The organism is Lysobacter dokdonensis DS-58 (assembly GCF_000770795.1).
GTDB classification, from domain to species: Bacteria; Pseudomonadota; Gammaproteobacteria; order Xanthomonadales; family Xanthomonadaceae; genus Noviluteimonas; species Noviluteimonas dokdonensis.
Genome location: NZ_JRKJ01000019.1, coordinates 1 through 19,524, shown reverse-complemented (window position 1 = coordinate 19,524; position 19,524 = coordinate 1). Strand labels below are relative to the sequence as shown.

Genomic DNA, 19,524 nt, shown 5'->3' with positions numbered 1-19,524 from the left:
GACGCCAATGAGCATCGAACAGCTTGCCGAAACCGCCCAGGCGATGGTCGCCGCAGGCAAGGGCATCATCGCGATCGACGAATCCAACGCCACCATCGCCAAGCGCTTCGCGGGCGTGGGCATCGAGAACACCGAGGAAAACCGTCGCGCGTATCGCGAGATGCTGCTGACGACGCCCAAGCTCGGCGACTACATCTCCGGCGCGATCCTGTACGACGAAACCATCCGCCAGTCCACCAAGGCCGGCGTGCCCTTCACCAAGGTCATGATGGACAACGGGATCATCCCGGGCATCAAGGTCGACAAGGGCACCTTCCCGCTCGCCGGTTTCCAGGGCGAAGTGGTCACCGAAGGCCTCGACGGCCTGCGCGCGCGCCTGGAGGAGTACTACAAGCTCGGCGCCCGCTTCGCCAAGTGGCGCGCGGTGATCAACATCGGCGACGACATCCCGTCGGGCACCTGCATCGAAGCCAACGCGCACGCACTCGCGCGCTACGCCGCGCTGTGCCAGGAAGTGGGCATCGTGCCGATGGTCGAGCCGGAAGTGCTCATGGACGGCGAGCACGACATCCAGACCTGCTACGAGGTCACCGAAGTCACGCTGCGCGCGCTGTTCGACGCCCTGTACAACCACAACGTCATGCTGGAAGGCACCATCCTCAAGGCTTCGATGATCGTGCCGGGCAAGGACAGCGGTGAAGAAGCGTCGGTCGAGGACGTCGCCGAGAACACGCTGATGTGCCTGAAGACCGCCGTGCCGGCGATCCTCCCGGGCATCGTGTTCCTCTCCGGCGGCCAGAGCGACGAAGACGCCACCGCGCACCTCGACGCGATGAACCGCATGGGCCCGAACCCGTGGCCGCTGTCGTTCTCCTACGGCCGCGCGATGCAGTCGGCCGCGCTGAAGATCTGGTCGCAGGACCTGGTCAACAACGTGCGCAAGGCGCAGGACACCGTCTACGCCCGCGCCCGCGACAACGGCATGGCCGCGCTCGGCCAGTGGAAGTCGAAGGCCGCGTAATCACTCGACGCGCCCCTCTCCTGGCAACAGGGGAGGGGACTGCCGCTCCGCAAGCCGCCGATCCACCGCATCCATCCCGACATCGCTCGCGGTCTTGAGTGCGGTGAACAACAGCATCAACCCCGTCCCGCCGCCGAGCGCCGTGCCGATGATGATCGACAGGTGCATCGGCAACACGCGCAGGTAGGGCACGAACATCAGCGTGCCGAGATTCGGCCTGCCGCGCAGGTCGGCGTCGTGCTGCACCGCGTACGTCTGGCGCTGCGACAACACGAACGACGCCGCGCACGCCGCGAGCACGATCAGGTCCCACCCCGCTTCCAGCGGATGTTCCGCGCACAGGAAGCCCAGGTACGCCAGGTGGAAGAACCCGTAGTGCAGGGTGAAGAAGTTCGCCGTCGAGCGTTTGCCTTGCGCGTTTTCCGGCACGGGCTGGTCGTTCGAGGTGAAGCCTTCGGTGCTGAAGCGATAGAGCGCGAGCATGCGTTTGCGCGCATACCAGCCGATCACCACGCTCTGGATCCAGTACGGCCACAGCAGCCAGCCCGCCGGCCAATGGAACACCAGCGCCGCGGCCAATGTCGCGACGTTCGACAACAAAAGCAGGCGCGTCGACGGACTCATGCGAGCGCCAGCATCGCCCGGTACCGCGCAGCCATGCCAGGATCGAAGCACGCGAACACCACGCGCGACGGGATCGCACCGCGCCACGCGCGCACCGCGCGCACCGCGATCGGCACCGCGAGTTCGACCGGATAGCCATACACACCGCAACTGATCGCCGGGAACGCGACCGATGCGCAGTCGTAGTCGGCCGCCAGCGCCAGGCTCGCGTTGTAGCAAGCGGCCAGTTGCTCGGGCTCGCCACCACGGCCGCCGCGCCACACGGGGCCGACGGTGTGGATGACGAACTTCGCCGGCAGGCGATGCCCATGCGTAATGCGCGCCTCGCCGGTGGGGCACCGCACGCCGGCGATGTAGGCCGGCAGCGCCTCGCATTCCTCCAGCAAGCCCGGCCCTGCGGCGCGATGGATGGCGCCGTCGACCCCGCCGCCGCCCAGCAGGCTGCTGTTGGCGGCGTTGACGATGGCCTCGACCGACAGGGCCGTGATGTCGCCTTCGATGACCTCGATTTTCATCCCGTGATCCCCGTCGCAGGTCGAACGGCCGCTACCATCGCATTCATGAGCATGGCGTGAAAGCGTGGTGAAATGCGCGCCTGCGGAGTATTTAGCACCATGAAATCGCCTTTCACCCTCCTCAATGTCGACCGCCTGCAGTCGAAGGTCGATGTCGCCACGCGCTTCCATCGCCTCGGCCTCGTCCTGTTCGTGCTCGCCTGCGTGTGCGTCACCTTGCCCAAGGGCATGGGGCTGCCGTCGTGGGTGTCGTTCGCGGGCTTCGGCGCCACGCTGCTCGGTTTCATCATCAAGGCCGCGGGCACGCTGCATGAAATCCGCCTGGCCGATTCGCTCGCCCAGGTCATGGGCATGCCGTATCGCCGCGGTTTCCACGCCAAGGGCTCGGACCAGAGCGCGTGGTCGGCGATCCGCAAGTACGTGTTCGTGTCCGTCGCGCTCACTGTCGCCGCCGCGCTGACGCCGAGCATGCTCGCCGCCAACGGAGAGACCGCGCTGGCCAACCTCACGGTCGCGATGAGCATGGCCGCACTGGCGATCCAGTCGTTCGACAACCCCAAGCGCATGCGCAACCGCGTGATGGCGATCTGCCACGGCCGCGTCGACCCGCACGCGGCCGACGGCGGCACGTTCGCCGCCTGATCAGAGGCTGTTCAACCACTCCTCGTCCGAGCCTTCGTTGACGCCCTCGAAGAGGATGGTCGAGAAGTAACGCTCGCCCGTGTCCGGCAGCATCGCCAGGATCACGTCGCCTTCCTTCGCGTGCTTGGCCACTTCCAGCGCGCCGGCCACGGTGCCGCCCGCGGAGAGGCCAACGAAGATGCCTTCTTCCTGCGCCAGGCGGCGCGCGACATCGCGCGCGAGGATCTCGTCGATCTTCAGCAACGAGCCCGCGACATCGCGATTCAGCACTTCCGGCACGAAATCGGGCGTCCAGCCCTGGATCTTGTGCGGCACGAATTCCGCGCCCTGCAACAACGCCGCGCCTGCCGGCTCGCACGTGGTGATCTTCACTTCCGGCCGCGCGACGCGCAGCACTTCGCCCACGCCGGTGAGCGTGCCGCCCGTGCCCCAGCCGGTGACGAAATGATCGAGCCGGTCGCCGGCGAAATCGCGCAGGATTTCCGCCGCGGTCGTCTGCCGGTGGTACGCAGGGTTGGCTTGGTTGGTGAACTGGCTGGCGAGGAACCAACCGTGCTTCTTCGCCAATTCCTCGGCCTTGCGCACCATGCCGCTGCCGCGCTCGGCCGCCGGCGTCAGGATTACCTTCGCGCCGTACGCGCGCATCAACTTGCGGCGCTCGATGGAGAACGAATCGGCCATCGTCGCGACGAACTTGTAACCGCGCGCGGCGCACACCATCGCCAATGCGACGCCGGTGTTGCCCGAGGTGGCTTCGACGACGGTATCGCCGGGTTTCAGCAAGCCCTTCGCTTCGGCGTCCAGGATGATCGCGATGGCGAGGCGATCCTTGACCGAACCGCCCGGATTGAACGACTCCACCTTCGCGTAAAGCGTCACGTGCTTCGGCGCGATGCGGTTGAGGCGGACGACCGGGGTGCGGCCGATGGTGTCGAGGATGCTGTCGTGGCGCATGGCGGGGTTCTCGTGGGGGACGGGAAGGTTTAACGCGAAGCCATACGCGCGCAGGACGCCGGAATGCGTCGCGCCACTGGCATTGGTCATGGAACATTGGGGTTGCCGCGGGGTCAACCCGCTGCCCGCCGGGCCGTTTGTGCCCGTGGTAACCGAACCCTCGCACCGGACGGCCTAGAATCCGCGCATGACGCATCCCGCACGTTCTCTCTCCCTCATTGCCGCGCTCGCGCTCGCAACCGCCCTCGCCGGTTGCGGCAAGGACCAGGCCGCCGCTTCCAACCGTGGCAAGGACGGCGGCAATGCGCCCGTCATCGTCACGACCACCGTGTTGAAGCCCTCGACGTTCGCCGATTCGATCGTCGCCATCGGCACGGCGCGCGCGGCCGATTCGATCACCGTGACGGCGAAGGTGAGCGAAATCGTGCAGGCCGTGCATTTCGACAGTGGCGATGAAGTCGCCAAAGGCGCCGTGCTCGTCACGCTCAGCGGGCAACAGCAGCAGGCGGCGCTCGCGCAGGCCGAAGCGGCGGCGAAGGAATCGCAGCAGCTCTACGCGCGCCAGCAGGAACTCGCGCGACAGCAACTCATCGCCACCTCGCAACTCGACACGCAACGCGCCACGCGCGACCAGGCGCTGGCGCAGGTGAACCAGGTGCGCGCGCAGTTGAGCGATCGTTCGATCCGCGCGCCCTTCGGCGGCGTGCTCGGAATCCGTCAGGTGAGTCCCGGCGCGCTGGTGACGCCGGGCACCGCGATCGCGACGCTCGACGACCTCTCGCACATGTACGTCGATTTCCCCGTGCCCGAAGCCGCGCTCGCGCAATTGGCGACCGGCCAGCAAGTGTTCGGCCGCACCGCCGCGTATCCCGACAAGCGCCTGACCGGCACGGTCACCACGGTGGAAGCGCGCGTGGATCCGGCGACGAGGTCGGTCACGGTGCGCGCCGATTTCCCGAACGCCGATCGCGCGCTGCGCCCCGGCATGCTCGTCAACGTCGAACTGCAACGCGCGCAACGCACCGCGTTGCTCGTGCCGGAAATCGCGGTGGTGCAGGTCGGCAATCGCACGTTCGTGTATCGCGCCAAGACCGACGGCAGCGTCGAACAGGTCGACGTGCAGGTCGGCACCCGCACCGGCGGCCAGGCCGAAATCGTGAAGGGCATCGGCGCGGGCGACCGCATCGTCGTCGACGGCACCGGCAAGCTGCGCCCCGGCGCGAAGATCGTCGAACCCGACGTGGCCCCCACGACCGCGAAGGGCTGACATGCGCCTGTCCGACATCTCGATCCAGCGCCCGGTCTTCGCGACCGTCATCAGCCTGCTGCTCATCGTGCTCGGCGTCATGGCGTTCACGCGCCTGACGTTGCGCGAATTGCCCGCGATCGACCCGCCGGTCGTGTCGGTCGAAGTGAGCTACACCGGCGCGTCGGCGCAGGTGGTCGAAACGCGCGTGACGCAGGTGCTGGAAGACGCGTTGTCGGGCATCGAAGGCGTCGAGACGATCCAGTCCAGCAGCGTCAACGGCCGCTCGTCGGTCACCATCGAATTCACGCTGGACCGCGACATCGAAGGCGCGGCCAACGACGTGCGCGGCGCGGTGAGCCGCGTCAGCAACCGCCTGCCGGAAGAAGCCGATCCGCCGCAGGTCAGCAAGGTGGAAAGCGATTCGGACCCGATCATCTGGCTCAACATGAGCTCGACCGGCATGGACTCGCTGCAGTTGAGCGATTACGCCGAGCGTTACGTGGTCGACCGCCTGTCGAGCATCGACGGCGTCGCGCAGGTGCGCATCGGTGGCCAGCAACGCTACGCGATGCGGATCTGGCTGGATCGCGACGCGCTCGCGGCGCGCGCGCTCACCGTGGAGGACGTCGAGAACGCGCTGCGCGAGGAGAACGTCGAGCTTCCCGCGGGTCGCATCGAATCGGCCGAGCGTGACTTCACGCTGCGCGTAGCGCGCGACTACGAAAAGCCGGAAGACTTCGCGCAGATCCCGCTCGGCAAGGGGCCCGATGGTTACGTCGTGCGCCTCGGCGACGTGGCGAAGGTGGAACTCGCTTCCGCCGAACGCCGCGCGTACTACCACTCCAACGGCGAGAACAACATCGGCCTGGGCGTGGCGCGCACGTCGACCGCCAACGCACTGGATGTCGCGCGCGCCGTGCGCGCCGAAGCCGAGCGCATCCAGCCCTCGTTGCCGCAGGGCACCAAGATCTTCGTTGCCTTCGACACCACGACCTTCATCGACGCCTCCGTCGAGCGCGTGTACCACACGCTGATCGAGGCGGTGGTGCTGGTGCTGATCGTCATCTGGATCTTCCTCGGGAGCGTGCGCGCGGCGCTGATCCCGGCGGTGACCGTGCCGGTGTGCCTGCTGGCCGCGTTCCTCCCGCTGTATCTGTTCGGGTATTCGATCAACCTGCTGACGCTGCTCGCGCTGGTGTTGTGCATCGGGCTGGTGGTCGACGATGCGATCGTCGTGCTGGAGAACATCCAGCGCCGCGCGGACCTGGGCGAACCGAAACTCGTCGCGGCCGCGCGCGGGACGCGGCAGGTGGCCTTCGCCGTGATCGCGACGACCGCCGTCCTCGTCGCGGTGTTCCTGCCGATCGGTTTCATGGAAGGCAACACCGGACGCCTGTTCCGCGAGTTGTCGGTCGCGCTGGCCGGCGCGGTGGCGTTGTCGGCGTTCGTCGCGCTGACCCTCACGCCGATGCTGTCCTCCAAACTCGTCCGCCCGCACTCGGAAGAGAAGGGCAATCCGGTGCATCGCTGGACGAACAAGCGCCTGGACTGGGTGACCACGCGCTACAAGCGCTTCCTGGAAGGCAACGTCGAGCGGCCGTTGATGTTCGGCCTGCTGATGGTCGCGGCGCTGGCGGCGAGCTTCGCGTTGTTCAAGTTCGTGCCGTCCGAACTCGCGCCGCCCGAAGACCGCGGCAGTTTCAACGTCTCGCTCACCGGCCCGGAAGGCGCGGGCTACGACTACACCGTGCAGCAGGTGCAGCAGGCCGAGAAGATCATCGCCCCGGAAATCGGCCACGGCCCGATCGAGCGGGCCAACGCCCGCGTGCCCGGCGGTTTCGGCGCGAGCGAGGAAATGCATACCGCGCGCTTCAGCGTGTTCCTGAAGGATTGGGACAAGCGCGACGAAGACACCGCGGCGGTGGCGCAGGAACTCAAGAAAAAGCTCGACACGATGCCCGGCATGCGTATTTCGACGCAGGTCGGCGGCGGGCTGGTGCGCACGCGCGGGCAGCCGGTGCAGATCGTGCTCGGCGGGCCGGATTACGCCGAGCTCGCCAAGTGGCGCGATCGCCTGCTCGAGCGCATTGAACAAAACCCGGGCCTCGTCGGCGCGGACAGCGACTACAAGGAAACGCGACCGCAGATGCGCGTGCAGATCGATCGCCAGCGCGCGTCCGACCTCGGCGTCAGCGTGGAAGCGATCGGCCATGCGCTGGAAACGATGATGGGATCGCGGCGCGTGACGACGTTCGTGCGCGGCGGCGAGGAATACGACGTGGTCGTGCAGGCGAACAAGACCGGCCGCGCGACGCCCGCCGACCTCGCGGCGATCCAGGTGCGCGGGCGCGACAACGCGCTGATCCCCTTGTCGAACCTCGTCACGTTGCAGGACGTCGCCGAAGCCGGTTCATTGAATCGCTTCAACCGCCTGCGCGCGATCACGATCAACATGGGCCTGGCGCCGGGCTACCGCATGGGCGATGCGATCGCCTTCCTCAACGACGTCGTGAAGCAGGAATTGCCGGAGCAGGCGCAGATCGACTGGAAGGGCGAGTCGCGCGAATACCAGCAGGCGGGCGGCGCGGTGTTGCTGACCTTCGCGCTGGCGTTGCTGGTCGTGTATCTCGTGCTCGCGGCGCAGTTCGAGAGTTTCATCCATCCCTTCGTGATCATGCTGACGGTGCCGCTGGGCGTGCTCGGCGCGCTGATCGGGTTGTGGGTGACGGGCGGCACGCTGAACCTCTTCAGCCAGATCGGCATCGTCATGCTCGTCGGCCTGGCGGCGAAGAACGGCATCCTGATCGTCGAGTTCGCCAACCAGTTGCGCGATGAAGGGCGCAGCGCGCACCAGGCGATCGTCGAGTCGGCAGGCGTGCGATTGCGTCCGATCCTGATGACGTCGATCGCGACCATGGTCGGCGCGGTGCCGCTGGTCGTCGCCGGCGGGCCGGGCTCGGCGAGCCGCGCGACGATCGGCATCGTGGTGATCTTCGGTGTCGGCTTCTCGACGTTGCTGTCGTTGTTCGTCGTGCCGGCGTTCTATGCGCTGCTCGCGCCGTACACGCGTTCGCCCGAAGCGGTGGCGCACGAGTTGAAGGCGCTGGAAGCCACGGTGCGTCCGGTCGGCGATACCCACCCGGTGGAGGATGCATCGTGAGCGATTCGCCCTGGAAGTCGCGCGGCCCGAAGGGCCCGCCGCGCGGTGATCGGCCCGTGCATCGCGAGCCGCGCCCGACGCGCGAGGTGCGCGAGCAACGGCCCGTGCATCGCGAGGAGGCCCCGTCCGAAGAACATCAGCACGCGCGCGAACACCGCGACAGCGAATTGCGCCTGTACGGCGTCAACGCGGTGAAGGCCGCGTTCCATCGCCGGCCCGAGTCGCTGCGCAAGTTGTATCTCGTGCAGGACCGCATCCCGCAATTGCAGCCGATGTTGCGCTGGTGCGTGGCGCATCGCGTCGGCTATCGCGTGGTCGAGGACGAAGGCGACCTGCGCCGCCTGACGGGCAGCGAACACCACGAAGGCGTGGTCGCCGACATGCTGCGCGAGCCGCAGCAGACGCTGGCGACGTGGTTGCAGCACCTCCACGCGGGACCGGCGTGCGCGCTGTGGCTCGACGGCGTCGGCAACCCGCACAACGTCGGCGCGATCCTGCGCTCGGCCGCGCATTTCGGCGTGTCGGCGATCCTGTTGCCGAAGCACTCGAACCTCGCGCTCTCCGGCGCCGCCGCGCGCGTCGCGGAAGGCGGCGCGGAAGCCGTGCCGTTCGTGCGGTTGGGACGCGAAGACAATTCGCTGGCGCAATTGCGCGGCGCAGGCTTCGCATTGGCCGCGACGGTGGTGCGCGACGGCAAGACCCTGTTCGAAGCGGCATTGCCGCAACGCCTGGTCTACGTCATCGGCGCGGAAGGCGAGGGCATGTCGTCATCGCTCGCCGAACTATGCGACCTGCGCGTTTCGATCCCCGGCAGCGGAAAGGTCGAAAGCCTCAACGTCGCGGCCGCGACGGCCGTGCTGCTCGCCGAGTGGGCGCGTCGGACTTAAGGCTCCAGGAAAATCAGCCACGCAGCGACCGCGATCAGGGCGAATCCCGCCCAGTGGTTCCACTTCAGCGGTTGGCCGAGATACCACGCGGAGAACGCGGCGAAGACCACCAGCGTGATCACTTCCTGCATGCCCTTGAGCTGCGGCGCGGAATACACCGCGCTGCCGTAGCGGTTCGCCGGGACCATCAGGCAGTACTCGAAGAAGGCGATGCCCCAGCTGGCCGCGATGGCGAGGGCCAACGGCGCGGATCGGTACTTCAGGTGCCCGTACCAGGCGAAGGTCATGAAGACGTTCGAGCCCAGCAGCAGGAGGATCGGGAGGAGGCGGTCGAGGCCCATGGGTGGGGTCCGGAAGGGTGGGAATGGCACGGATATTGACGCGGATGAGCTTCTTCACGGAGCCTCGACCCGCGGATCGGCACCTTCACGAACCTGAAGACCCACCCAGGAGCCCACTCCCATGCGCAGCAGTGAAGAACCCGCTGGCCTCGTCCTCATCGTCGAAGACAACCGGAACATCTCCGAGATGGTCGGCGAGTACCTCGAAGGGCGCGGCTTCGAAGTCGACTATGCCTCCGATGGCCTCGACGGCTACCGCCTCGCCGCCGAGAACAGCTACGACGTGATCGTGCTGGACCTCATGCTTCCGCGCCTCGACGGCCTGGAAGTCTGCAAGCGCCTGCGCGAGGAAGCCCGCAAGTCCACGCCGGTGCTGATGCTCACCGCGCGCGACACCCTCGACGAAAAGCTCACCGGCCTGGGCGCCGGCGCCGACGACTACCTCACCAAGCCCTTCGCGATCCAGGAACTGGAAGCCCGCCTGCGGGCCCTGATCCGCCGCGAACGCCGCCAAGTGGGCGCCGAGGTCCTGAAGGTCGCCGACCTCGTCCTCGACCCGGCCTCGCTGCGCGCCACCCGCGCCGGCAGCGAACTGCAGCTTTCGCCGATCGGCCTGAAGCTGCTGACCATCCTGATGCGCGAATCGCCCCGCGTGGTGAGCCGTCAGGAAATCGAGCGCGAGATATGGGGCAACGGACTGCCGGATTCCGACACGCTGCGCAGCCACCTCTACAATCTGCGCAAGACCATCGACAAGCCGTTCGAGAAGCCCTTGCTGCATACCGTCCAGAGCGCCGGGTACAGGATCGCCGACATCGAACAACCGCCGGCCTGAGGATCCCCGTGCCCCAAGGGTTGCCACGCAAGATCCGGATCGCCTTTCTCCTCCAGGTGGTATTGGTCAGCCTCGCGGTCGTTCTCGCGGGCTGGCTGGTGTCGCTGGTGATCCGGGTCGGTTTCATCCGCTCCGCCTCGGAAGCCGAGGCGTCGGATTTCTTCGTGCGCAAATCCATGGATGCGGCGTACTCGCTGCCGCACGGGCGCAACTTCAAGAGCTGGTTCGTCCCCGACGGGCAGACGCCGGTCGGGCTGCCCGCGGGCGTGGCGCAACTGCCGCTGGGCCACCACGACCTGCGAGACCGCGACCTCCAGGTGCGGGTGGCGAAGGGCGGCGGCGGCACGCTCTACATCGTGTACGACCAGGACCGCATCGACCGGCTGATGTACGCCTACGCGGTGTTGCCGGTCGCGCTCGGGCTCGCGGCGGTGTTCGCGGTCTCGCTGCTCACCTACCGCGTGTCGAAACGGCTCGTGACCCCGGTGAACTGGCTCGCGCGCGAAGTCGCGGCGTGGGACCCGCGACAACCCAACATCGACGCACTCGCGCCGCATCGCCTGCCGCCGGACATCGGCAGCGGCGAAGCGCGCCAATTGGCGAAAGCGCTGCACACACTCGGCGAGAGAGTGGAATCCTTCGTCGCGCGCGAACGCAACTTCACCCGCGATGCGAGCCATGAGCTCCGCACGCCGTTGACCGTGATCCGCGTCGCGGCCGACCTGCTGGAAGCCGAGCGCGAACTCAGCGCCCGCGGCGAACGCTCGCTGCGCAGGATCCAGCGTGCAAGCCGCGACATGGAAGCGGTGATCGACGCCTTCCTCATCCTCGCGAGAGAAGCGGACATCGAGCCGCAGGCCGAGCACTTCGCAGTGTCGGAAATCATCGACGAGGAAGTCGACAAGGTGCAGCCGCTGCTGGAAGGCAAGCCCGTGGCGCTGCGCGTGATCAAGGACGCGAACCCGGAGCTGCACGCGCCCTCGCGCGTGCTCGCGGTGATGGTCGGCAACCTGTTGAGCAACGCGTGTCAGTACACCGACCAGGGCGACATCGAGGTGCGCATCGGAAAGGATCGCGTCACCGTGCGCGACACCGGCATCGGCATGTCGCGAGAAACCCTGCAGCGTGCGTTCGATCCGTTCTACCGCGCCGACCAGGACACCGGCGGCATGGGCCTGGGCCTGTCGGTCGTGCGCCGCCTCGGCGAACGCTTCGGCTGGCCGGTGGTGCTCGAAAGCGTGCCCGGCAGCGGCACGCTGGCGACGATCCAGTTCGCCCCCTGAACCGCGGAACCTCCCGCATCATGCGCGGGTCAACGCGCATCGCGACCGCGCGTTCCCGCGTTCGACACCTTCCCCTCCGGACCGATCCTCCCGCATGGCTGCCACCCGTCCCGCGCCCGCCCGCAAGAAGCGTTTCGCCTCCTCGCCGCGCACCGTCGCGATCACCCTGGCCCTCGTGGCACTCGTCGGCGCCGGCTGGTGGTGGACCCAGCGCAAGGCCGAAGCGGCCGAAGGCGCGTTCCGCACCGCGGCCGTCGAACGCGGCGACATCCGCGTCGCCATTTCCGCCACCGGCACGCTGAGCGCGATTTCCACCGTCGATGTCGGCAGCCAGATTTCCGGCCAGGTCACCGGCGTGCTCGTCGACTTCAACGACCGCGTCAGGAAAGACCAGGTGATCGCGCGCATCGACCCGAGCACCTACCAGGCGCAGATCGCGCAGGGCTCGGCGCAGATCTCCAGCGCGCGCGCCAACCTCGAAACCGCGCGCGCCACGCTCGCCAATGCCGAAGTCGACTATCAGCGCAAGGCCGACCTCGCGACGACGCAATTGATCGCCCGCAGCGACCTCGACCTCGCGAAGGCCGCCCGTGCGCAGGCCCGTGCGCAGGTCGCCGCCGCGCAGGCGCAGATCACGCAGCAGCAGGCGTCCACGCAGACTTCGCAACTCAACCTGGAGCGCACGGTGATCCGTTCGCCGGTCGATGGCGTCGTGCTGACGCGTTCGATCGAACCGGGCCAGACCGTCGCCGCGAGCCTGCAGGCGCCGGTGTTGTTCCAGATCGCCGAAGACCTGTCGAAGATGGAGATCGTGCTGCAGATCGACGAAGCCGACATCGGCCAGGTCAAGGCCGGGCAGGCCGTGGGCTTCACCGTCGACGCATTTCCGGACCGCACGTTCCGCGGCACGGTGCAGCAGGTGCGCCTGTCGGCGACCAACACCAACAACGTGATCACCTATCCGGTGGTGGTGTCCGTCGACAACAAGGACGAAGTGCTGCTGCCCGGCATGACCGCCAACGCGGAGATCGAAGTCAGCCGCCGCGACGACATCCTCAAGCTGCCGAACGCCGCGCTGCGCTTCAAGCCCGCGGACGACGGGGCCGATGCAGGCGCGCCGACGCAACCGCGCGGTGCGCTCGCCGGCGAACTGCCGAAGCTCGCGGCTGCGCTGCAACTCAATCCCGCGCAGCAATCGGCGTTCGACGCGGCGTTGAAGCAACTGCAGGAACGCATGGCCGCGCGCGCCGCGCCGGCTGCGGCCCAACAGGGCGGCGGCAGCGCGCTGTTCGGTCGCGGGCCCGGTGGCCCGGGCGGCAGCGCGAACAACGCCGGCGGCGGCATGAGCGGTGCGATGCGCCAGCGCGCGCAGGAACGCCTCAACCAGCAGTTCGCCGCATTCCGCTCGACGCTCGACGACGCGCAGCGGGCACGGTGGGATGCCGGCGTCGCCAGCTTGGTCACCGCCAAGCGCGCGCCGATCTACAAGCTCGTCGACGGCAAGCCGCAGCGGGCGATGGTGCGCATCGGCGTGTCGGACGGTTCGAACACCGAAGTCTCCGGCGACATCGCCGCGGGCGACCAGGTCGTGGTGGGCGCGCAGCGCGCAGAGGCGAAGGCGACGCAATGAACGCGCTCCTTCGGGAAACGCCACGCCCGACCGGCGTGATCGAGACGCGCGCGCTCGGCAAGGTGTACGCGGCGGGCAGCGAAGCCGAAGTGGTCGCGCTGTGCGACGTCGACATGCGCATCGGGCGCGGCGAGTTCGTCGCGATCATGGGGCCGTCGGGCTCGGGCAAGTCGACGTTGATGAATCTGCTCGGTTGCCTCGACACGCCGAGCGCTGGCACGTACTGGTGCGACGGAATCGATGTCGCCTCGCTCGACGCCGAAGGCCGCGCGCGCCTGCGCCTGGACAAGATCGGATTCGTGTTCCAGGGCTTCAACCTGCTGCCGCGCATGGACGCGCTGGAAAACGTCGCGATGCCGATGGGCTACGCGAACGTGCATCGCGAGCAACGCCTCAAGCGCGCGCACGAGGCGCTGGAAGCGGTGGGCCTGGGCAACCGCCAGCACCACCGCCCGAGCGAGATGTCCGGCGGCCAGCAGCAACGCGTGGCCATCGCGCGCGCGTTGATCAACCGTCCGCCGATCCTGCTCGCCGACGAACCCACCGGCGCGCTGGACTCGAAGACCGGCGAGGAAATCCTCGCGTTGTTCAAGCGCCTGCAGCAGGAAGACCACACGGTGGTGCTGATCACGCACGATCCGGACGTGGCGCACCACTGCGACCGCATCTTCACCATGCGCGACGGCTGCCTGACCGAGGAGACGCGCGCATGAATCCGATGGAAATCCTGCGCACCGCGTTCTACGCCCTGCGCGGCAATTGGATGCGCAGCGCGCTCACGTCGCTCGGCGTGATCATCGGCATCGCGGCCGTCATCGTGATGGTGTCGGTCGGGCAGGGCACGCAGGCGGAAATCGACAAGATGGTCGCCGGGCTCGGTTCCAATCGCCTGGACATCAGCGCCGGTTCGGGCCGCGGCTTCGGCGGCGTGCGCATCGGCGGCGCGAACATGTTCACGTTGACCGAAGAGGACGCGCATGCGATCCGCGCCGAGGTCCCCGAAGTCCAATACGTCGCCGGAAGCCTGCGCGGCAGTACGCAGCTGGTCTATTCGGAGAACAACTGGTCGACCAACTGGCAGGGCGTGGAAGCCGACTGGTTCGACATCAACGGGTGGAAGATCGCCGGCGGCGAAGGGTTCGATGCGCGCGCATACACCGGCGCGGCGAAGGAAGTGATCCTTGGCGAAACCGTGCGGCGCGAGTTGTTCGGCGACGACGATCCGCTCGGACAGACCATCCGCATCGGCCGCGTGCCGTTCACCGTGGTCGGCACGCTCAAGTCGAAGGGGCAGGGCGGATTCGGCCAGGACCAGGACGACATCGTCGTCGTGCCGCTGCAAACCGCGCGCCGGCGCCTGATGGGCGCGATGGGCGTGCCGCCCGGCGCGGTGATGCAGATCGCGCTTGGCGTCGCGAACGCCGATGACCTGGGATACGTGCAGGGCGAAGTCGAAGCGCTGCTGCGCCAGCGGCACAAGGTCCCGCCGGGGAGCGACGACGACTTCAACGTGCGCAACATCGCCGAGATCATCAGCACGCGCACGGCGACGACCAACCTGATGTCGAAGCTGCTCGGCGCGGTCGCCACCATCTGCCTGATCATCGGCGGCATCGGGATCATGAACATCATGCTGGTGTCGGTCACCGAACGCATCCGCGAGATCGGATTGCGCATGGCCGTCGGCGCAGGGCCGCGCGACGTGCGGCGCCAGTTCCTCGCCGAAGCGATGCTGATCTCGATGATCGGCGGCGTCATCGGCATCGTGATCGGCATCGCGGGCGCCTTGCTCGTCGGCAAGTTCTCCGAGTTGCCGGTGCAGGTGAACGCCAACGTCGTCGGGCTGGCAGCTGCGTTTTCGATCGCGACGGGATTGTTCTTCGGCTATTACCCGGCGCGGAAGGCGTCGATGCTGGATCCGATCGAGGCGCTGCGCCAGCAGTAGCGTGATCGTCCTGCTGCAGCCCGTACACGGATCGGTCCATACTCGGCGCATGTCCCCGGGAGACCGCCATGCGCCGCAGCCTGCTCGCACTCGCCTTGTTGTCCTGCGCTTTCGCATCCGCCGTGCACGCTGAGGAACCGGCCAGGGCGAAGACCGCGCTCGTGCTGCACGGCGGCGCGGGCGTGATCGAACGGGGCTCGATGACCAAGCAGGAAGAGGCCGAGGTCCGCGCGGCGATGGACAAGGCGCTCGACGCCGGCAACGCCGTGCTGTCGAAGGGCGGCAGCGCGCTGGATGCGGTGGTCGCGACGATCCGCGTGCTCGAGGAAGACCCGCACTTCAACGCGGGCAAGGGCGCGGTGTTCAACGCGCAAGGCCGCCACGAACTCGACGCGTCGATCATGGAAGGCCACACGCAGCGCGCGGGCGCGGTCGCGGGCGTCACGACGGTGCGCAGCCCCATCAAGCTCGCGCGCGCGGTGATGGAACACTCCAAGCACGTGATGCTCGCGGGCGCGGGCGCGGAGCAATTCGCCGATTCGCGATCCGACATCGAGCGCGTGCCCAACACGTGGTTCGATACCGACCGCCGACGCAAGCAACTCGACGACGCGCAGGCGAAGGAAAAGGCGAACCAGCAGGCCGGCATCGATTTCCCCGGTACGTATTTCGGCACCGTGGGCGCGGTCGCGCTCGATTCGCAGGGCCATCTCGCCGCGGGCACGAGCACCGGCGGCATGACGAACAAGCGCTGGGGCCGCGTCGGCGATTCGCCGATCATCGGCGCCGGTACGTGGGCCGACGCACGCTGTGGCGTGTCGGGCACCGGTTGGGGCGAGTTCTACATCCGCGCCGCGGTCGCGCACGACATCTGCGCGCGCGTCGCTTACAAGGGCGATGCGCTCGCCGTGGCGGCCGAAGAGGTCGTGAACAAGGTGGTCCCCGCGATGGGCGGCGACGGCGGCGCGATCGCGATGGACGCGCAGGGCAACATCGCGATGCCGTTCAACACCTCCGGGATGTACCGCGCGTGGATCAAGCCCGACGGCACGCGCGGCACCGCGATCTACGGCGACGAAGCCGAAAAGAAGTAGTCGATGCGCGACCGCGCCGGCGTCAGGTGACGTCGGCCTGCGATTGCTGCGCCTTCGACCACTCCTTCATGCGCGACGCCAGCTCTTCGGGCGAGACGTCTTCCTTGTGCGTCCCCAGCGTCCACTTGTGGCCGAAAGGATCGACGACGGTGCCCATGCGGTCGCCCCAGAACTGATCGGCCACCGGCTTGTCGACCGACGCACCCGCGCCGACGGCCTGCTTGAATGCGCCGTCGCAATCCGGCCCGTAGATCACGAAGCTCGACGTTGCGCCGCCGCGGCTCTTCGGGCCGAGCGCGCCCATGCCGGGCCATTCGTCGCACAACATCAGGGTCGTATCGCCGATGCGGATCTCGGCGTGGCCCACCCGTTCCTGGCCATCGGGCCCCGGCACCGGCAGCCGGAAGAGCTCCTTCGCCCCGAAAGCGTTGGCGTAGAAGTCGATCGCGCGCGCGGCGTCGTCGACGATCAGGTAGGCGTTCACGGTGTGGTAGCCCTCCGGGATGGGGCTGACGGCCATGGCGGGACTCCGGCTTCGGGGAAGCGGCACCGTGCGCCGCAAAACGTTATGCGCGGGTGACCGGGACCTTTCGCGGTCGCACCGGCACGCGGCGGCGTGGCAGAATCCCGGCTTCTTGCGGTTGCCCCGCGCCTGAAGATCGCCATGGCCGACCATTTCGGGCATCTGCCCCGCGCTCCGTCCCGGATCCTGAAGGCGGCGATGTGGTCGATGCAGGGATTGCGGGCGGCGTGGCTCCACGAGTCGTCGTTCCGGCTCGAGGTCTACCTCTTCGCCGTGCTCGGCCCGCTCGGCCTGTGGCTCGGGCAAACGGGCGTCGAGCGCGCGCTGCTGGTCGGGAGCGGGTTGCTGGTGATGGCGGTGGAGCTGTTGAACTCGTCCATCGAGGCGGTGATCGAACGGTATGGCCCGGAGTTCCATGAGCTCGCCGGGCGCGCGAAGGACATGGGGTCGGCGGCGGTGTTCGTGCTGATGCTCAACTTCCTGCTGGTGTGGGGCCTGATCCTGGGCCCGCGGTTTTTCTGAAGCGGTTGCAGACTTAGACAGAGGTCCTAGATGTTCGATTGGTTGGCCGACCCACAGGCCTGGCTCACCTTGTTCACCCTGAGTGCGATCGAGATCGTGCTCGGCATCGACAACCTCGTGTTCATCTCGATCGCGGTCAGCAAGCTGCCGCACGAAAAACGCGAGAAGGCGCGCAAGTTCGGCATCGCGGTCGCGTGCATCACGCGCATCGCCTTGCTGCTCACGCTCGCCTGGCTCGCGGGGCTGACGGCGGACCTGTTCTCGCTGTTCGGACAGGGCATCTCGGTGCGCGACCTGGTGCTGATCCTGGGTGGCGTGTTCCTCGTGGTGAAGGGCGTGATGGAAATCCGCGACCTCGTCGCCGGCGAGGACGAGTCGGAGGACATCCACACCAAGCCGCTGGCGTCCTTCGGCATGGTCATCGCGCAGATCGCGATCATCGACATCGTCTTCTCGCTCGACTCGGTCATCGCCGCGGTCGGCATGGCCAACCACACCACGATCATGGTCGGCGCGATCCTGCTCGCCGTCGCCGTCATGCTGCTGGCGGCCACGCCGCTGGGCCACTTCATCGAGCGCAACCCGACGGTCAAGATGCTGGCGCTCGCCTTCATCGTGCTGGTCGGCGCGTACCTGGTGCTCGACGGCTTCGAGATCCACATCCCGAAGGGCTACCTCTACGGCGCGATGGGCTTCTCGGCTCTCGTGGAGGTACTCAACCTCTGGGCCCGCAGGCGGGCGGCGCGGCGCAGCCTCGCGCCGTGAGGCCGGCGGCGCCCGTAGAGGGCGCCTTGATTGCGGCCACACACGGCCGGTGATGGAATGCCGCGTCCCCCACGCGGAGCTCCACGCCATGCGGTCCATGTCCTCTCGACCCTCGTCGACGGTTTCCATCGGCCTGCGCGCCCTGCTGCTCGCCTTGGCGCTCACGTTGCTCAGCGGCTGCGGCTACAACCAGATCCAGTCGAAGGACGAGGCCACCAAGGCGGCCTGGTCCGAAGTGCTGAACCAGTACAAGCGCCGCGCCGACCTGATCCCCAACCTCGTCAATACCGTGAAGGGCTACGCGGCCCAGGAAAAAGAGGTGCTGATCCGCGTGACCGAGGCGCGTGCGAAGGTCGGGCAGATCAACGTCAATGCCGAAGACGCCGCATCGCTGGCTGCGTTCCAGAAAGCGCAGGGCGATCTGTCCAGCGCGCTCTCGCGCCTGATGGTGGTCACCGAGAACTATCCGAACCTCAAGTCCGACCAGTCCTTCCGCGATCTGCAGGCGCAACTGGAAGGCACCGAGAACCGCATCACCGTCGCGCGCGGCCGTTACATCGCCTCCGTGCAGGACTACAACACCTACATCCGCCAGTTCCCGCAGAACTTCACGGCGAAGATGTTCGGCCACAAGGAAAAGCCGAACTTCACCGTCGAGAACGAACGCGCGATCTCCGACGCCCCGACCGTGGACTTCGGCGCCGCCGCGCCGGCGCCTGCGTCGACGCGTTGATCGTCCGGACGTGATGCGTCGCCTTGTCGCCCTCGTGCTGGCGTGCACGCTCCTCGCGTGCGCGCCGGCCTTCGCGCAGCAGCTGGCGGCGATTCCCGCGCTCGACAAGCCGGTCATCGACACGACGGGCACGCTGGATGCCGCGCAGATATCCACGCTGGACGCGCAGGCGCGCGCGCTGCAACAGCGCAAGGGATCGCAATTGCAGATCCTGATGGTGCGCAGCACACAGCCGGAGACCATCGAGCAATACACGGTGCGCGCGTTCGAGCAGTTCAAGCTCGGGCGCAAGGGCGTGGACGACGGCCTGCTGATCGTCGTGGCGAAAGACGATCGCCGCGTGCGCATCGAACCGGGCTACGGCCTGGAAGGCGCGATCCCCGATGCCATCGCCAACCGCGTGATCCAGGAATACCTCGTGCCGAAATTCCGCGCCAACGATTACGGCGGCGGGTTGATCGAAGGCAGCGCCGCGCTGGTGAAACTGATCGACGGCGAAGAATTGCCGGCGCCCATGGCCGACAACGCGCCGCATCGCGAGCGCGGCGGCAACTGGATGTTCGCGTTGTTCGCCGCGTTCATCGTGGCGCAGGTGGCGCGCGGCATCTTCGGGTTCCTGCCGGCAGGCGTGCGCGGGATCTTCGGCGGCGCGGTGGCGGGCGGCATCGCCTGGCTGATCGCGGCCAGCCTGTTCGCCGGTGGCCTGGGCGCGCTCCTCGGCTTCTTCGTGGGTCTCGCTGGCTCCGGTCCGCGCGGCAGCTTCGCCCGCCACGGCGGGTGGGGCGGCATGGGTGGCGGGGG

Annotated in this window: 20 protein-coding genes; 15 read left to right on the top strand and 5 right to left on the bottom strand. The window is 67.8% G+C overall.

The window, feature by feature from the left end; genetic code table 11:
* Positions 1 to 7: 7 nt before the first annotated feature.
* Positions 8 to 1,021 carry a class I fructose-bisphosphate aldolase gene (locus tag LF41_RS12240; RefSeq protein ID WP_036170144.1) on the top strand — a complete coding sequence of 338 codons (1,014 nt, stop codon included), beginning with the start codon at positions 8 to 10 and terminating at the stop codon, positions 1,019 to 1,021.
* Here LF41_RS12240 and LF41_RS12235 read toward each other — a convergent pair whose 3' ends face one another.
* Positions 1,022 to 1,645 (bottom strand): DUF6498-containing protein, encoded by a 624-nt coding sequence (locus LF41_RS12235; RefSeq protein ID WP_036170141.1) that lies wholly within the window; start codon positions 1,643 to 1,645, stop codon positions 1,022 to 1,024.
* Positions 1,642 to 2,160, bottom strand: coding sequence for an O-acetyl-ADP-ribose deacetylase (locus LF41_RS12230; protein ID WP_036170139.1), 519 nt, complete (start codon positions 2,158 to 2,160; stop codon positions 1,642 to 1,644). The genes LF41_RS12235 and LF41_RS12230 overlap by 4 nt, the downstream gene beginning before the upstream one ends.
* A 99-nt stretch (positions 2,161 to 2,259) precedes the next feature.
* Here LF41_RS12230 and LF41_RS12225 point away from each other — a divergent pair, with 99 nt between their 5' ends.
* Positions 2,260 to 2,802, top strand: a complete 543-nt coding sequence (locus LF41_RS12225; RefSeq protein ID WP_036170138.1) for a hypothetical protein — start codon at positions 2,260 to 2,262, stop codon at positions 2,800 to 2,802.
* On the opposite strand, the gene cysK is transcribed toward LF41_RS12225, so the two are convergent.
* A complete protein-coding gene (gene cysK, locus LF41_RS12220) occupies positions 2,803 to 3,756 on the bottom strand; it encodes a cysteine synthase A (protein ID WP_036170135.1) in 954 nt (317 codons plus the stop codon).
* 187 nt (positions 3,757 to 3,943) lie between these two features.
* On the opposite strand from cysK, the gene LF41_RS12215 reads away from it, so the two are divergent.
* From LF41_RS12215 to LF41_RS12205, 3 genes are read left to right on the top strand one after another with little or no spacing between them, the layout of a single operon-like run.
* Entirely contained in the window at positions 3,944 to 5,023 is a 1,080-nt protein-coding gene (locus LF41_RS12215) for an efflux RND transporter periplasmic adaptor subunit (protein ID WP_036170132.1), read from the top strand.
* A 1-nt stretch (position 5,024) separates the two neighbouring features.
* Positions 5,025 to 8,165: an efflux RND transporter permease subunit gene (locus tag LF41_RS12210; protein ID WP_036170129.1), complete on the top strand. Its 3,141-nt coding sequence runs from the start codon at positions 5,025 to 5,027 to the stop codon at positions 8,163 to 8,165.
* Complete coding sequence (locus LF41_RS12205; protein ID WP_036170128.1) at positions 8,162 to 9,052, top strand: TrmH family RNA methyltransferase; 891 nt, start codon at positions 8,162 to 8,164, stop codon at positions 9,050 to 9,052. Before LF41_RS12210 ends, LF41_RS12205 begins: the two co-directional genes overlap by 4 nt.
* On the opposite strand, the gene LF41_RS12200 is transcribed toward LF41_RS12205, so the two are convergent.
* Complete coding sequence (locus LF41_RS12200) at positions 9,049 to 9,393, bottom strand: DMT family protein (protein ID WP_036170126.1); 345 nt, start codon at positions 9,391 to 9,393, stop codon at positions 9,049 to 9,051. The two genes, LF41_RS12205 and LF41_RS12200, sit on opposite strands and share 4 nt — an antisense overlap.
* 121 nt (positions 9,394 to 9,514) lie before the next feature.
* Between LF41_RS12200 and LF41_RS12195 the strand changes: the two genes are divergently transcribed.
* The 6 genes from LF41_RS12195 to LF41_RS12170 all read left to right on the top strand — a co-directional run bounded on the left by LF41_RS12195 (position 9,515) and on the right by LF41_RS12170 (position 16,180).
* Complete coding sequence (locus LF41_RS12195; RefSeq protein ID WP_036170123.1) at positions 9,515 to 10,228, top strand: response regulator transcription factor; 714 nt, start codon at positions 9,515 to 9,517, stop codon at positions 10,226 to 10,228.
* A gap of 8 nt (positions 10,229 to 10,236) precedes the next feature.
* Complete coding sequence (locus LF41_RS12190) at positions 10,237 to 11,511, top strand: sensor histidine kinase (protein WP_036170121.1); 1,275 nt, start codon at positions 10,237 to 10,239, stop codon at positions 11,509 to 11,511.
* 94 nt (positions 11,512 to 11,605) lie between these two features.
* The gene (locus tag LF41_RS12185; RefSeq protein ID WP_084073597.1) at positions 11,606 to 13,141 is read left to right on the top strand and encodes an efflux RND transporter periplasmic adaptor subunit; all 1,536 of its coding nucleotides are present in this window, start codon (positions 11,606 to 11,608) and stop codon (positions 13,139 to 13,141) included.
* Complete coding sequence (locus tag LF41_RS12180; protein ID WP_084073595.1) at positions 13,138 to 13,854, top strand: ABC transporter ATP-binding protein; 717 nt, start codon at positions 13,138 to 13,140, stop codon at positions 13,852 to 13,854. Before LF41_RS12185 ends, LF41_RS12180 begins: the two co-directional genes overlap by 4 nt.
* A complete protein-coding gene (locus LF41_RS12175; protein ID WP_036170117.1) occupies positions 13,851 to 15,086 on the top strand; it encodes an ABC transporter permease in 1,236 nt (411 codons plus the stop codon). Before LF41_RS12180 ends, LF41_RS12175 begins: the two co-directional genes overlap by 4 nt.
* 68 nt (positions 15,087 to 15,154) lie before the next feature.
* Entirely contained in the window at positions 15,155 to 16,180 is a 1,026-nt protein-coding gene (locus LF41_RS12170) for an isoaspartyl peptidase/L-asparaginase family protein (RefSeq protein WP_036170114.1), read from the top strand.
* Positions 16,181 to 16,202: 22 nt separating this feature from the next.
* On the opposite strand, the gene LF41_RS12165 is transcribed toward LF41_RS12170, so the two are convergent.
* Positions 16,203 to 16,700: a VOC family protein gene (locus tag LF41_RS12165; protein ID WP_036170112.1), complete on the bottom strand. Its 498-nt coding sequence runs from the start codon at positions 16,698 to 16,700 to the stop codon at positions 16,203 to 16,205.
* Between the two features lie 144 nt (positions 16,701 to 16,844).
* On the opposite strand from LF41_RS12165, the gene LF41_RS12160 reads away from it, so the two are divergent.
* The 4 genes from LF41_RS12160 to LF41_RS12145 all read left to right on the top strand — a co-directional run.
* Positions 16,845 to 17,225 carry a diacylglycerol kinase gene (locus tag LF41_RS12160; RefSeq protein WP_036170111.1) on the top strand — a complete coding sequence of 127 codons (381 nt, stop codon included), beginning with the start codon at positions 16,845 to 16,847 and terminating at the stop codon, positions 17,223 to 17,225.
* 30 nt (positions 17,226 to 17,255) lie between these two features.
* Complete coding sequence (locus tag LF41_RS12155; RefSeq protein WP_036170109.1) at positions 17,256 to 17,990, top strand: TerC family protein; 735 nt, start codon at positions 17,256 to 17,258, stop codon at positions 17,988 to 17,990.
* A gap of 97 nt (positions 17,991 to 18,087) precedes the next feature.
* Positions 18,088 to 18,723: a LemA family protein gene (locus LF41_RS12150; RefSeq protein WP_036170108.1), complete on the top strand. Its 636-nt coding sequence runs from the start codon at positions 18,088 to 18,090 to the stop codon at positions 18,721 to 18,723.
* Between the two features lie 13 nt (positions 18,724 to 18,736).
* Positions 18,737 to 19,524: TPM domain-containing protein (locus LF41_RS12145; protein ID WP_036170106.1), on the top strand; the 788-nt coding region annotated here is incomplete at its 3' end.

Coding starts and splice junctions, on each gene's coding strand:
- LF41_RS12240 (WP_036170144.1), top strand. CDS start 8: ATGAGCATCGAACAGCTTGCCGAAACCGCCCAGGCGATGGTCGCCGCA.
- LF41_RS12235 (WP_036170141.1), bottom strand. CDS start 1,645: ATGAGTCCGTCGACGCGCCTGCTTTTGTTGTCGAACGTCGCGACATTG.
- LF41_RS12230 (WP_036170139.1), bottom strand. CDS start 2,160: ATGAAAATCGAGGTCATCGAAGGCGACATCACGGCCCTGTCGGTCGAG.
- LF41_RS12225 (WP_036170138.1), top strand. CDS start 2,260: ATGAAATCGCCTTTCACCCTCCTCAATGTCGACCGCCTGCAGTCGAAG.
- cysK (WP_036170135.1), bottom strand. CDS start 3,756: ATGCGCCACGACAGCATCCTCGACACCATCGGCCGCACCCCGGTCGTC.
- LF41_RS12215 (WP_036170132.1), top strand. CDS start 3,944: ATGACGCATCCCGCACGTTCTCTCTCCCTCATTGCCGCGCTCGCGCTC.
- LF41_RS12210 (WP_036170129.1), top strand. CDS start 5,025: ATGCGCCTGTCCGACATCTCGATCCAGCGCCCGGTCTTCGCGACCGTC.
- LF41_RS12200 (WP_036170126.1), bottom strand. CDS start 9,393: ATGGGCCTCGACCGCCTCCTCCCGATCCTCCTGCTGCTGGGCTCGAAC.
- LF41_RS12195 (WP_036170123.1), top strand. CDS start 9,515: ATGCGCAGCAGTGAAGAACCCGCTGGCCTCGTCCTCATCGTCGAAGAC.
- LF41_RS12185 (WP_084073597.1), top strand. CDS start 11,606: ATGGCTGCCACCCGTCCCGCGCCCGCCCGCAAGAAGCGTTTCGCCTCC.
- LF41_RS12180 (WP_084073595.1), top strand. CDS start 13,138: ATGAACGCGCTCCTTCGGGAAACGCCACGCCCGACCGGCGTGATCGAG.
- LF41_RS12175 (WP_036170117.1), top strand. CDS start 13,851: ATGAATCCGATGGAAATCCTGCGCACCGCGTTCTACGCCCTGCGCGGC.
- LF41_RS12170 (WP_036170114.1), top strand. CDS start 15,155: ATGCGCCGCAGCCTGCTCGCACTCGCCTTGTTGTCCTGCGCTTTCGCA.
- LF41_RS12165 (WP_036170112.1), bottom strand. CDS start 16,700: ATGGCCGTCAGCCCCATCCCGGAGGGCTACCACACCGTGAACGCCTAC.
- LF41_RS12160 (WP_036170111.1), top strand. CDS start 16,845: ATGGCCGACCATTTCGGGCATCTGCCCCGCGCTCCGTCCCGGATCCTG.
- LF41_RS12155 (WP_036170109.1), top strand. CDS start 17,256: ATGTTCGATTGGTTGGCCGACCCACAGGCCTGGCTCACCTTGTTCACC.
- LF41_RS12150 (WP_036170108.1), top strand. CDS start 18,088: ATGTCCTCTCGACCCTCGTCGACGGTTTCCATCGGCCTGCGCGCCCTG.